The 11,784-nt window shown below is 73.5% G+C and carries 11 protein-coding genes; all 11 read left to right on the top strand.

Features of this window, described 5'->3' with window-relative positions; translation table 11 throughout:
* Window positions 1-257: 257 nt before the first annotated feature.
* Window positions 258-818, top strand: coding sequence for an RNA polymerase sigma factor (locus E1182_RS10010; protein WP_243706139.1), 561 nt, complete (start codon window positions 258-260; stop codon window positions 816-818).
* Window positions 815-1,405, top strand: coding sequence for a histone-like nucleoid-structuring protein Lsr2 (locus E1182_RS10015; RefSeq protein WP_132263294.1), 591 nt, complete (start codon window positions 815-817; stop codon window positions 1,403-1,405). The genes E1182_RS10010 and E1182_RS10015 overlap by 4 nt, the downstream gene beginning before the upstream one ends.
* On the top strand, window positions 1,402-2,082 hold the full coding sequence (locus tag E1182_RS10020) for a GGDEF domain-containing protein (protein ID WP_132263296.1): 681 nt from the start codon (window positions 1,402-1,404) through the stop codon (window positions 2,080-2,082). Before E1182_RS10015 ends, E1182_RS10020 begins: the two co-directional genes overlap by 4 nt.
* A complete protein-coding gene (locus tag E1182_RS10025) occupies window positions 2,079-2,582 on the top strand; it encodes a hypothetical protein (RefSeq protein ID WP_132263299.1) in 504 nt (167 codons plus the stop codon). Before E1182_RS10020 ends, E1182_RS10025 begins: the two co-directional genes overlap by 4 nt.
* Complete coding sequence (locus E1182_RS10030) at window positions 2,582-2,827, top strand: hypothetical protein (protein ID WP_132263302.1); 246 nt, start codon at window positions 2,582-2,584, stop codon at window positions 2,825-2,827. Before E1182_RS10025 ends, E1182_RS10030 begins: the two co-directional genes overlap by 1 nt.
* Window positions 2,824-4,680, top strand: a complete 1,857-nt coding sequence (locus E1182_RS10035) for a DUF2637 domain-containing protein (protein WP_132263304.1) — start codon at window positions 2,824-2,826, stop codon at window positions 4,678-4,680. Before E1182_RS10030 ends, E1182_RS10035 begins: the two co-directional genes overlap by 4 nt.
* Before the next feature lie 365 nt (window positions 4,681-5,045).
* Window positions 5,046-5,261, top strand: coding sequence for a hypothetical protein (locus E1182_RS10040; protein ID WP_132263307.1), 216 nt, complete (start codon window positions 5,046-5,048; stop codon window positions 5,259-5,261).
* Between the two features lie 15 nt (window positions 5,262-5,276).
* Window positions 5,277-5,714: a hypothetical protein gene (locus E1182_RS10045; RefSeq protein WP_132263309.1), complete on the top strand. Its 438-nt coding sequence runs from the start codon at window positions 5,277-5,279 to the stop codon at window positions 5,712-5,714.
* A complete protein-coding gene (locus tag E1182_RS10050; RefSeq protein ID WP_132263311.1) occupies window positions 5,711-7,222 on the top strand; it encodes a hypothetical protein in 1,512 nt (503 codons plus the stop codon). Before E1182_RS10045 ends, E1182_RS10050 begins: the two co-directional genes overlap by 4 nt.
* A gap of 89 nt (window positions 7,223-7,311) precedes the next feature.
* Window positions 7,312-9,240: a type IV secretory system conjugative DNA transfer family protein gene (locus E1182_RS10055; protein WP_132263313.1), complete on the top strand. Its 1,929-nt coding sequence runs from the start codon at window positions 7,312-7,314 to the stop codon at window positions 9,238-9,240.
* 112 nt (window positions 9,241-9,352) lie between these two features.
* Window positions 9,353-11,784: DNA translocase FtsK (locus E1182_RS10060; protein WP_132263315.1), on the top strand; the 2,432-nt coding region annotated here is incomplete at its 3' end.

Consider the following 11,784-nt stretch of genomic DNA (forward strand, 5'->3'; position numbering starts at 1 on the left):
CGGCCAGTGTGTTGACCGAGCGAGGGGCGATTCAGGGGCCTATCTTCGTTGCTTGGTTCAGGGGGGTTGACCAAAGGTATGGGCTGTGGTGTTCTATGTCCACCCCCCTAAACAGCACTAGTTGAGGGGGGTAAAAGACGGAAGGCCTCGGCGGGATTGCGGCCCGCCGAGGCCAATGGCATCCACCCAAGGAGGCTCAGATGCCGGCAATGAGGGTACGTGCTGCCCAAAATTCGGCGCAGCACCATCCCGGAGCAATGTCCGATGACGTGTCTGTGCTGGTGGCGCGGGCGCAGTCGGGTGACGCGGAGGCGTTCGGTCTGGTCTACGACCGGTACGTCGACCAGGTCTTCCGGTTCATCTACCGGCGGGTGCTGGACCGGCAGGCGGCCGAGGACCTGACCTCGGAGACGTTCCTGCGGGCCCTGCGCAACCTGGCGGCGTTCCGCCGGCCGGGTGGCGACTTCGGCGCGTGGATCACCACGATCGCCCGGAACCTGGTGATCAACTACATGCGGTCTCACCAGCGGCGCGAGCGTCCGGTGGCGGAGCTGCACGACGCCGTCCCGGCGGGCCGGGTGTCGAGCCCGGAGTCCGCTGCGGTGGACACGCTGACCCGTGAGGCCCTGATGGCCGGGATCGAGCAGCTCAATCCGGTGCAGCGGCAGTGCATCACGCTGCGGTACCTGCGGGAGCTGAGCATCGAGGAGACCGCCCAGGTGCTGGGCAAGACCCCGAGCGCGGTGAAGGGTCTGCAGTACAAGGCGTTGAAGGCGCTGCGGGGACTGCTGCCGGCGACGGTGGTGATGCCGGCATGACCACCACGACGATGACGCCGGCCAACGGCATCGACCGGGCCGCCGTGGTGCGGGCCGCCCGGGGCACGACGGCCCCCGGGCAGCGGATGCCGATGGGCATCCGGGTCATTACCGGCCCCGGCACTCCGGCGACCGACCCGACTGCTCCCGAGGCGACCTCGACCGCGCCGACGACCCCTCGGGGCGTGGAGGAACTGCTGCGGGTGGCGGCCGGCAGTGACCGGGCGCGGACCCGGCAGCTCGCCGAGAAGATCACCGGTCTGGTCGCGGATCTGACCGCCCGGATCGAGGCGGAGGAGACGCAGCGCCGGGAGCGGGAGGCTGCCGAGGCGCAGCGCAGGGCGCTGGCCGAGGCCGAGGCCGCCCTCGCGCGGGAACTCGCTGAGGTGCGGCAGAAGCTGCGCACGACAGGCCGGGATTCCACGGCATCGCCGTCACGGGGCAACCGCCGGGAGGGCGCCGACCAGCGGGCCGCGATCCGCGCATGGGCAGCGGCCAACGGCTACGAGGTCAAGGATCGCGGCCGGATCCCCCGAGAGATTCGCGCGGCGTACGCCACGGCGACGGGGTCGGAGGTGACCCGGTGAAGGCGCTGAAGATGCTGGTGCCGGCCGCTGCGGCGCTGTCGCTGGCGGGGCATGTGTGGGCTGTGCGGACGGTCCGGGCGGATCGAGTCCGTCTGGCTGAGGCCCGCAGGGCGGCGTTCACCGACCCGCTGACGGGTCTGGCGAACCGGGCCGGTCTGGCGGGCGCGCTGGCGGATTTGGCCAGGGAGTCCTACGACCTGGCGATTGTCGATCTGGACGGGTTCAAGCAGGTCAACGACACCTACGGCCACGACGCGGGTGACGCGGTGCTGGTCGAGGTCGCGGCCCGGCTGTCCGCCGCGATCGACGAGGTCGACGGTTCGGTGGTGGCCCGGCTCGGCGGTGACGAGATCGTGTTGGTCTGCCCGTCGCCGGCACCGATCGCCAACCTCCTGGGTGCCGAGGTACTGCGGGCACTGACCACGCCGGTGGCGCTACCTGGTGGCCAGGAGCTGACGGTGCGGGCCAGCGTCGGCGTGGTGTCGGCGATGGTCGGTGACGTCCCGTCGCGGGTGCTGCGCGCGGCGGACCTTGCGCTCTACCGGGCCAAGGCGGCCGGTGGTGACCAGGTCGCCGAGTACGACCGGATCGTGGAGCTGCCGCCGGTCGAGACGCGGCCGGTGGTGCGGCTGCGGGAGATGACCGAGACGGCGCGTGCGCTGGGGGGTGCGGCATGACGACCCCGACGAGGTCCCTGGACCTGGCCGCCGCGCTGGCCCAGTACCGCGCGGGTCTGCCGGGACTGACGGACGCCGGACTGGAGCGCCGGGCAGCCGAGGTGGCGGCGCTGCCGGGCTGGTACGCCAGCGAGCTGCGCCGGATGGTCGACGCCGAGCGTGAGTCCCGCCGCACGGCGAACCAGCCGGTGACGCCGGCTCGGTCACGGGCGCTGCGGGTCGCCGCCGGCGCGGCGGTCGTCGGGGCTCCGGCGGCGGCGCTGACCGGCCGGGCCCTCGCGGAGTACGCCGACCAGGTGCCGCAGGTGCTGCTCTACTCCCCCGCCGTCGCGGTCGGCCTGGTGGCCGCCGTCACCGGCGCGAGCTGGGCGGCCCGGTGGGTCGACGACCGCCGGCACCCCCTGGCCGTCGACGTCGACGAGGCCGACCTTGACCCCCTCGGCAAGGAGCTGCTGGCCCGCGTGCGGGCTGCTCGCCGGGCTCGCGGGGAGGTGTGCTGATGGCCGCGCTGCTGGTGGTGCGGGTGCACCTGGACTGGACCGCCCCCGGTCACTACGACCGCGACCGGTCGCTGCCCTGCAGGGTCTGCGACACCGCCACGAAGATGCGCGACGCCCAAGGCACGGCGTGCCACCAGTCGTGCGCGGAGGACGAGATCGCCCGGGAGCTGCTCGGCACCGGGCGGGCCCGGATTGCTGACGAGCGAGTTCCCGTACCGGCGCAGACCCTGGAGGTGGCGCGGTGACGGCGTTGCACAACGGCCCGGATCTGGGCCAGTTGGCGTTGCAGGACCGGCGGATAGGCCGGGAGTTGGCCGCCGCGGAGCGAGAAAGGATTCTCGCCGAGCAGCAGATCGTTCGCCAGGACGCCGAGGCTGAGCGTCGGCTGCGGATGCAGGAGGGCAAGCTCCAGATCGCGGCGCAGCGCGACCAGGTCAAGGCTGACCGGGCGGAGCGGCGTCGGCAGCAGCGCGAGGCCGAGCGGGAGGCCCGGCGGGCGCGGAAGCAGGCCCGGCGGGCGGAGCTGGCCGCGTGGACGCAGCGGCGCGTCGAGTACGTGCGTGACAACGCCGCGTCCGTCTACTGCGGCCTGGTCTACGGCCTGGCCGTGTCCGGCGCGGTGTACGGGCAGGTCGACGCCGCGCGGGCGCACGGTCTGCCGACCCCGGTCGGGGTGATTGCGGCCATCGCGATCGAGGGCACGGGCCTGGCGATGGCGTTGACCGCCCAGCAGCAGCGTTTGCGTGGCGAGCGAGCGTTGGCGGCCCGGAGCCTGATCTGGGTCTGCACGGCGGCGGCGGTGGCGATCAACGCGATCGGCCACGGGGCCGAGCCGGTAAAGGCGATCGGTCTGTCCGTGCTCAGCGCGATCGGGATCATCGTCTACGAGGTCCGATCGGGAGCCAAGCACCGCAAGGCGCTGCGCGATCTGGGGATGATCCCCGACCCGCCGGAGCGGTTCGGCTGGCGCAGGTGGATGACCTACCCGGGCCAGACGTTCGCGGCGTGGCGCGTCGACGTGCGTGACCGGCTCAGCCCCGGCGCGAAGGCCCTGATCGAACAGGCCGACGCGCGGCGGGCCGAGAAGCGCCGCCGGATCGAGGCACGGCGTGCCGAGCAGCAGCGCCTGGCCGCCGCCGCCGAGGAACGGCAGCGGCAGCAGAAGGTTGTCGCGGAGGTCGCCGACCGGGCCCGCCAGGCGGCGAAGGAGGCCACCAAGAAGGGGCAGGCCGGGCCGGCGCTGGCCGCGCTGGTGCAGCTCGCCCACACCGGAACCCCGGCGCCGCTGCTGGCGCTGCCGTCGTGGGCGCACGTGGAAGCGGAAGCAGCGCGGACCGAACTCCGGTCGGTCCGGGCGGCGCTGGCGGAAGCGGAAGCACACACCGTCGCCGCCGAGCGGCGGGCGGAAGCGGAAGCGGTGGCCCGCGTGAAGGCGGAAGCGGAAGCACGCGCCGCGCTCGATCGGGCGGAAGCGGAAGCGGTCGCCCGACGCACGGCGGAAGCGGAAGCAGTCGCAGCCGTCCGCCGGGCGGAAGCGGAAGCGTCGGTGGCGGCCCTGGCTCGCCAGGCGGAAGCGGAAGCACGCGCCGGGTTCGACCGGGCCGTGGCGGAAGCGGAAGCTGCGCGCGACGCCCTACGGGTGGAGACGGCCCGCGCGTCGCGGATGCAGGGCCAGTTCGATGCCGAGCTGGCCGAGTCGCGGCGACGGTTGCAGGCCGCCGAGGCTGTGTCCGGGCAGGCTCGCCGGGAGCTGACCGAGGCGCAGCAGGCCCTGCACCGGGCTGAGGCCCTGGCCGAAGCCGCAGCTCAGGAGGCCGCAGGGCTTCGTACCGCGCTCGCTCAAGCCGCCGCCGAGTCGGGCCGCCGCCCTCGTCGCGGGACCAGCACCACGCCAGCCGAGCCGGCCGAGCCCCTGCTGTTCGACGGCAAGCCGGTCCCGCACGTCGACCGGACCAGCCCCGAGACCGTCCTCAAGGTCCTGCAGGCCCGCAAGGACAACCCCGATGCCCTGCAGAAAGACCTGGCCACGGCCACGGGAGTCAGTGACCGCACGGTACGCGCGGTGCTCGCGGCCATCCCCACGGACGGCAAGCACTGAGGAGGTGAGCCCACGGTGCTCGACCCGCCGACGACGTCGGGTCGGGTGCCGTGGCCCCACCCCTCGGCAGGAGGAAACCCGATGCACCCGACCCCACACCACACGCCCCTGATGGAGGTGATCCCGTGAGCGCCCAACCCGCCGAGGACAACTACCGACCGTCACCGATGCCGCGAGTTCCATTCCGGCGTGAGGCGGACGTTGTTTCTCTCGCTCCGCGCAGGTCAGATGGGCCGCCGGCCCCTCCCCTGCCGGAATCGAACCAGGACGAAGCCGCACAGATCACACCGGCCACTTCTGGCCCCAATTCCGGCACCGGAATTACTTTCCGTGATGTTCCAGGGGACTGGGAGAGCATCACGGCGGTGTGGACCGGCTCCCCGGAGCCGCTGTGTGACCTTGTCGAGCCGGCCGGCCGGGCCCGTGACGGCCAGGACGCCCACGCGATCGCGATGGCGTGCTGGGCCGTGCTCGTGCTCATCCCCCGTGGGCTGCTGCACCTGGCCTCGTGGGTCCTCGCGCATCCCCTCCGATCGCTGGCCGCCGCAGCGGTGGCCGCGGTCTTCATCGCAACCCTCTGAAAGGAGGCACCAGTCATGACCAGCGCACTGATCGTGCTCGGCGGACTCGTCTACATCGTCTTGTCGATCGTTTTCCACTTCACCCCCCGGCTGCGGGTCGTGGCCGCCCTGGTGGTGGGCGCGTTGCTCGCCGGCGTCGTGGTGACCCAGGTCAACACGTGGCTTGCCAAGGCCGTCACCACCGTTGCCGAGCCGATCGGCGACTGGATCGGTCAGGACACCCGGGACGTCGCCCTGGCCATCCCCACCGCGCTGGGTCTCGCGCTCGGGATCGTCGTGGTGGTGTTTCTGCGCGGCAAGGGCGGCGGCAAGTCCGCCGGCAAGGGCACTCCCGGCAAGGGCGGCGGCGGTGGCGGTAAGGCCAAGCTGGCCCACATCGCGCTGACCTGCGCGCTGCTGCTGCCGGTGGTCGTCGGTGGTCTCGGCGAGACGATCCGGGACGTGATCCGATGATCTTCGTCGACATCCTGGTTTACCTGGCGGTGGCGAAGATCGCGGTGCTGCTGCTGGAGGACGCCTCCTACGCCGTGCGGGGCAAGCAGAGCCCGCGCCGTCAGGCCCGCGCCCGCCACCTGGCCGCCCAGCAGAAGGCCACCGCAGACGGGTCGGCCGGCGCCGGCCGGACCGGAAGCACGGTGGCCGCCGCCGACGGCTACCTCGCGGGGCTGATCGAGGACGCCACCGAGCGGGCCCGGGCACGCCGCCGCCGCGCGGTCGCCCGCAAGCGCGGCGCCCAGGCCGTCGACGGGGTCGTCGTCGACGTCGACGAGCAGGGCCGCTGGTACGCCGACTGCGACCTGTGCGGCTGGCACAGCCGGCCGTACCGGATCGAGGCCAACGCCCAGGGTGCCGGTCGGGAGCACACCCGCACCGAGCACCCCGACCAGTACACCGGAAAGCCCACCGAGGCCGCCGACGCTGATTCCGCCGAATCCCCCACCCCCACCGCTGGCGACGGCGTCGGGAGCGAGGACGAGCCGCGTCGGCCGGCGCTGCGGGTAATCCCCGGCGGTGCCCAGGACTCGGCGGAGCCGGTCGGCGGGCAGCCCGAGCGGCAGGCGACAGCGCCGCAGCCGGCGGCCGACGACCCGGTGCCGCCGATGCCGAAGCCGACGCGGGAGTGGCCGCGCCGGTCGCACCACACCATGTGCGACCGGTGCGGGAAGCGCAGTGTCACCGACGAGATGCCGTTCACCTGCCCGCGCTGCGGCGCGGACGACAGCCGGCTGCGGGCGATTCCCGACCCGGCACCCGATGTCCCGACGTACCGGTGGCGGTGCCCGCGCTGCCGCGCCGGCCAGTCGGGCTTCGACACGCTCACCGCGGCCGAGACCGCAGCGGCCAAGCACATCTGCCTCATGTCGGCCGACGCCCCGGCCCCGACCACGCCGTTTAGCCAGGACGACGTGGAGCGGATCCGTAACGAGCTGTACGGCAAGTGCGCCCACCGGGAGATCCGCGAGGGCCTGCCCGACGAGTGGTGCGACAACCCGGTCGGCACGGACAGCCCGTACTGCGCCACCCACCAGACCTCCGGCACCGACGCCGGGGACGACCAGCACCACCCGGCCGCCACCACGGCGACCGGCACCACGTCCAGCACCACCGAGCAACTGAGGGAGATGACCGTGAACCTGGAAGCCACCGGGCCGGAGGAGATCCGCGCCGCGTTCACCCAGGCCGCCGAGGCCGCCGCCGAGCGGGCCGAGGAGGTCGCCGGGGTCGCCGGCGTGCTGACCGAGGCCGCCGACCGCTACGAGGGCCTGGAGATGGCCGCCTCGACCGTCGGGCACCTGCGCGACGCGGCGGAGGCGTTCGCCTCAGCGCAGGCGTCGCTGAACACCGCCCAGGAGGAACTGCAGGCCGCCCTGTCCGACTTCAACGCCAAGGACGGCCAGGTCGCCGAGGCCGTCGCCGACGCCGGCGGCAACGTCGCCAGCAAGGAAGTCCTGGTCGGCTGACCAACCACCCCCGGGCCCCGGGGCGCACCGCCGCCCCGGGGCCCGATCCCCAACCCCGCCACGCCAGCCCTGACGAAGGAGCCCCGCCGATGTCGACCCGGACCGTCTCCGAGATCCGCGCGGACCGCGCCGCCAAGTTCGGCCGCGCCCTGACCGCTCTGCTCGCCGTCACCGCCTACGCGGTCAGCTGGATCATCAAGCGCAGCTGGCGGCGGCTGTTCCCCTTCTACTGGGTGCTCGCGGAGTTGGTCGTCGCGTCGGTTGCCGGGCCGCTGGGCGTGTCCTGGCAGACAGTGGCGATCCTCGCCCTGGCCATCGCCGCCACCGCGGCCAGGTGGCGGGCCCGCTCCCGCGCCGTGCGCGCCTGGCGGGCCGCCGTCGCCGTGGTGCTCGGCGGGTCCGCGGTCGCGACGGTCGCCGCCGGCGGGCCGGCCGCCCTCGCCGCGCACCCCACGGCGACGATCGCCGTGCCGACCCTGCTGGGTGCGGTGCTGGGCTGGCCGTGGTGGTACCACCTGCGCCAGCGGCCCCCGCAGCCCGAGCCGGAGCCGACCCCTGTCATGGTCGACGCGCCGGTGCCGGTGGTCGACCCGCTGACCGCGCACTGGCAGCAGCGCTGGCAGCACGAGGTGGTCGCTGAGGGCGTGTGCGCCGGCACCACCCTGGTCAAGGCGGACTCTCCCCGACCGGGTGTCACCGAGGCCCTGGTGAGGTTGGCGCCCGGCACGAAGCCGGGACCGCTGTTCAAGTCGGGCACCGACGTGGAGGTCGCCCTGGACCTCAACGAGGGCACCGTGGGATGGCGTTCCACCGGCAAGACCGCCTGGCTGCGGGTGATCCTTGTCGAGCAGTCCCACATCGCCGACGGCGTGCCGTGGACCGGCCCCACCTACGCCAACGGGCGCTGCGAGCTCGCCCGGTTCACCGACGGCTCCCCCGGCCAGTGGGTGTTCTCCCGGCCGAACTTCGGCGTTCTTGGCGGCCTGGTCGTCGGTTCCTCCGGCTCCGGCAAGACCCGCGCGCTGGGCGTGCTGATCGCCAACCTGCTCGAAGGCCGCTTCCAGGTCGTGATCGGTGACCCGCAGAACGGGCAGAGCCTGCCCGCGTGGAAGAACACGGTGGAGTACCACGCCGGCGTCGAGGCCACGATCCTGCTGCTGCGCCGCTTCCACGCCGAGGTGATGCGCCGCTCCCAGCTGCTCGCCGACGCCGGCGTCGACACCTACGACGAGCACGACCCCCGGGTGCAGGCCCTCGGCCTGGGCAAGCTGATGGTCGTTGTCGACGAGTGCCAGCTCGTGCTGATCCCGAACACCCCGCTGGTCCCCCTGGTCGAGCAGACCGCCGAGACGATGCGCAAGACCGGCGCCGGCCTGGTCCTGGCCACCCAGCTTCCCCAGATGAAGTCCCTGGGCGGGTCGGTGCGGCTGCGTGACGCCCAGGTCGCCGGCAACGCGCTGATTCTGCGGTTGTCCAACCGGGGCAGCGGCACCACGATCCTGCCCGACGACTTCGTCGGCGACCCGTTCGCCATCGAGCGGGAGATCGACGGCAAGACCACCGCCGGCATGGGCTACCTGCGCCACAGCAACCGGGTCGGGATGCTCTGCCGCGTTCCCCACCTCGACGAGGCCGCCGTCGCCGCCGCCAGCCCTCGCGTCCCGGTCCGCTGGACCGTCCCCCCGATCGACCCGAACACCCCGATCAAGGCCCCGTCCGGCACCACCGCTGCGCGCCCGGCCACGACGGGCAGCGGCAGCGCGGTGGACCGGCTGCGCGCAGCGTTCGGCGGCGGACGCAAAGCGACCACCGTGGTCGAGCAGGTCACGCCGCAGACCAGCGCCGAGTGGGTGCTCGCGTGCCTGCGACGTGGCCCTGCCTCCGCCCAGGCGCTGCTGGACCGGCCGGACTGCCCGGTTAACCAGGCCCAGCTCTACGCGCTGCTGACCAAGCTCAAGGACGCCGACCGGATCACCCCGCCCGCCCAGCGCGGCGGCCCCTTCACCATCGCCGGCTGACGCCCTCCGTGATGGCCGGCCCTCTCCGGGGTCCGGCCCTCGCGGTGGCCGCCAGGCCCATCCCTGACCCCTCTGCCGCGCACCATCCGGTCCGGACAAGGAGCCCTCGCCCATGGCCAGCACCAAGAAGACCAATGCCAAGAAGACCGAGGCCGACCACGGTGCCGCGTTCGCCCGCTGGTGCGGCCAGGCCGCCCGCGCCGCCTGGCACACCACGGCGACTGGCGCCGGCCGGCTCGCCCGCCGGCTGCCCAGCCCACACCGCACCTCCGGTGTCGACCTGCCCGGTCACGACACCGCCGGCCTGGCCCTGCTGCTGACCGGCCTGCTTGTCGCCGCCGCCGAGTGGACCAATCCCGCCGGGTGGCCCGGCCGGATCCTGGACGTCCCGGCCGGTGTCACCGGCGGGCTGCTCGGCGGGCTCGCCCCGCTCGCCCCGCTGCCGCTGCTGTGGCTCGCGGTGCAGGCCATGCGCCACCCCGCCGGCAGCCACACCGTCCGCATCCTCGCCCAGGCTGCCGGCACCGTGCTGGTCGCCGCTGGCGCGGCCGGGCTGCTCGACCTCGCCGTCACCGGTGCGGGTGGGCTGCTCGGCCGGGTCATGGGTGCCCTGGACGGTCCGCTGAGCGCGTGGGGGGCGGTGCCGCTGCTGGTCGGGCTCATCGCCGCCGGCGTCACCGCCGCCACCGGCATCAGCCCCGTCGCCGTGGTGGCCAGCCTCATTACCGCCTGCCGCCGCCCGGCCGGTGGCGGCCTGGACGACGTCGACCTGGACGACGTCGACGAGTTCGACGACATCGACCAGGACGGTCGGGAGGTCGCCGTGCCGGCCGCCACGGTGCCGGCCCCCCGGACCCCGCGCTCTGCGGATTCCGTGGAATCGGCCCGCCCGACGGTGCCGCAGCCGGCCCAGTCGGGGCCGGTCGGCCCGGTGCCCGTGCCGACGCCGGCGGCGGTGGGCGGCTACCACCTGCCGCCGCTGAGCCTGCTCGCCGCCGGTGACCCGCCCCGACGGCGTCCCGGTGCCACCGACCCCGGCCGGGCCGCTCTGCAGGGCGTGCTCGACGAGTTCAAGGTTGCCGCGAAGGTCACCGACGCGCACCGGGGGCCCACCGTCACCCGCTACGAGATCACCCTCGGTCCCGGCGTGAAGGTCGAGAAGGTTACCGGCCTGGCCAAGAATTTCGCCTACACCGTGGGTCAGCCGGAGGTGCGGCTGCTGTCCCCGGTCCCGGGCAAGAGCGCCGTCGGCGTGGAGGTCCCCAACCCCGACCGGGAGGTCGTGACCCTCGGCGACGTCATCCGCTCCCGCGCCGCCCGCGACGGGCACCGGCTGCTGGTCGGCCTGGGCAAGGACATCGACGGCAAGGCGACCACCGCCAACCTCGCCACCATGCCCCACATCCTCATCGGTGGGGCCACCGGATCCGGCAAGTCCGGGTGCCTCAACACCCTGCTCGTGTCCCTGCTGACCAGGGCTACGCCGGAGGAGGTGCGGCTGCTGCTGATCGACCCCAAGCGCGTCGAGCTGACCGCCTACGAGGGCATCCCACACCTGGTCACCCCGATCATCACCAACCCCCGCAAGGCCGCCGATGCCCTGGAGTGGGTGGTGCGGGAGATGGACCTGCGCTACGACGCCATGGCCGCCCACGGCGTGCGGCACGTCGACGAGTACAACCGCAAGGTCCGCGCCGGTGAGATCACCGCCCCGGCCGGCAGCGACCGCACGCTGGAGCCCTACCCGTACCTGGTGGTCGTCGTCGACGAGCTGGCCGACCTGATGATGGTCGCCCCCCGCGACGTCGAAGACTCGATCGTGCGGATCACCCAGCTCGCCCGCGCCGCCGGCATCCACCTCGTCCTGGCCACCCAACGCCCCTCGGTGGACGTGGTGACCGGCCTGATCAAGGCCAACGTGCCGTCCCGGCTCGCGTTCGCCACCAGCTCCCTGACCGACTCCCGGGTCATCCTCGACCAGCCCGGCGCCGAGAAGCTCCTCGGCCGCGGTGACGGGCTGTTCCTGCCGATGGGCGCGTCCACCCCTACCCGGATCCAAGGGGCGTGGGTGTCCGACGCCGAGGTCACCGCCGTCGTCGAGCACTGGCGACAGCAGACCACGGGGCAGCCCACCACCGCGCCGACTGTCATCCCCACCACCGACGAGACGCTGTCCGACGCGACGGTGAACACCGCGGTGGTCGACGGGCTCGACGACGACGAGCGGGCCCTGCTGCGCGAGGCCGCCGAGCTGGTCGTCACCAGCCAGTTCGGGTCCACCTCGATGCTGCAACGCAAGCTGCGCATCGGCTTCGCCAAGGCCGGCCGCCTCATGGACCAGCTCCAGGACCTGCGCGTGGTCGGCCCGTCCGAGGGTTCCAAGGCCCGCGAGGTCCTGACCCGCCCCGACGAGCTGCCCGCCCTGCTCACCGCCCTCGGTGGACGTGGTGACCGGCCTGATCAAGGCCAACGTGCCGTCCCGGCTCGCGTTCGCCACCAGCTCCCTGACCGACTCCCGGGTCATCCTCGACCAGCCCGGCGCCG

The organism is Micromonospora sp. KC721 (genome assembly GCF_004348355.1).
Taxonomy (GTDB): Bacteria; Actinomycetota; Actinomycetes; order Mycobacteriales; family Micromonosporaceae; genus Micromonospora.

What these genes read in the sequence shown, in the direction of transcription:
- E1182_RS10010 (WP_243706139.1), top strand. Translation starts at nt 258, where the DNA reads ATGTCCGATGACGTGTCTGTGCTGGTGGCGCGGGCGCAGTCGGGTGAC.
- E1182_RS10015 (WP_132263294.1), top strand. Translation starts at nt 815, where the DNA reads ATGACCACCACGACGATGACGCCGGCCAACGGCATCGACCGGGCCGCC.
- E1182_RS10025 (WP_132263299.1), top strand. Translation starts at nt 2,079, where the DNA reads ATGACGACCCCGACGAGGTCCCTGGACCTGGCCGCCGCGCTGGCCCAG.
- E1182_RS10030 (WP_132263302.1), top strand. Translation starts at nt 2,582, where the DNA reads ATGGCCGCGCTGCTGGTGGTGCGGGTGCACCTGGACTGGACCGCCCCC.
- E1182_RS10045 (WP_132263309.1), top strand. Translation starts at nt 5,277, where the DNA reads ATGACCAGCGCACTGATCGTGCTCGGCGGACTCGTCTACATCGTCTTG.
- E1182_RS10050 (WP_132263311.1), top strand. Translation starts at nt 5,711, where the DNA reads ATGATCTTCGTCGACATCCTGGTTTACCTGGCGGTGGCGAAGATCGCG.
- E1182_RS10055 (WP_132263313.1), top strand. Translation starts at nt 7,312, where the DNA reads ATGTCGACCCGGACCGTCTCCGAGATCCGCGCGGACCGCGCCGCCAAG.